Origin of the sequence: Brevibacillus reuszeri (genome assembly GCF_002897295.1) — a bacterium.
GTDB lineage: Bacteria > Bacillota > Bacilli > Brevibacillales > Brevibacillaceae > Brevibacillus > Brevibacillus reuszeri_A.
Genome location: NZ_BEXF01000155.1, coordinates 1 through 327, shown reverse-complemented (window position 1 = coordinate 327; position 327 = coordinate 1). Strand labels below are relative to the sequence as shown.

General features: G+C 54.7%; 2 rRNA genes. Both read left to right on the top strand.

What is annotated here, in order from left to right:
* Positions 1–77: ribosomal RNA gene (locus C3B52_RS35955) — 16S ribosomal RNA — on the top strand; the annotation flags it as partial.
* A 132-nt stretch (positions 78–209) separates the two neighbouring features.
* Positions 210–326 (top strand): 5S ribosomal RNA (gene rrf, locus C3B52_RS35950).
* The last annotated feature ends 1 nt before the right edge of the window (position 327 follow it).

Below are 327 nucleotides of genomic sequence, written 5' to 3'. Positions count from 1 at the left end.
CGAAGGTGGGGTAGATGACTGGGGTGAAGTCGTAACAAGGTATCCGTACCGGAAGGTGCGGATGGATCACCTCCTTTCTATGGAGATACGACGATTAACGCACATTCGCTGTTCAGTTTTGAAGGAGCATTCCTTCAAAAGATGAAAGGAAGTTCTGCTAAAGGCCCTCGCGTCCATGCGAGAACGCAGAACGACTTACATCCTATAAGTCTGGTGATGATGGCGGAGGGGACACACCCGTTCCCATGCCGAACACGGCCGTTAAGCCCTCCAGCGCCGATGGTACTTGCTCCGCAGGGAGCCGGGAGAGTAGGACGTTGCCAGGCG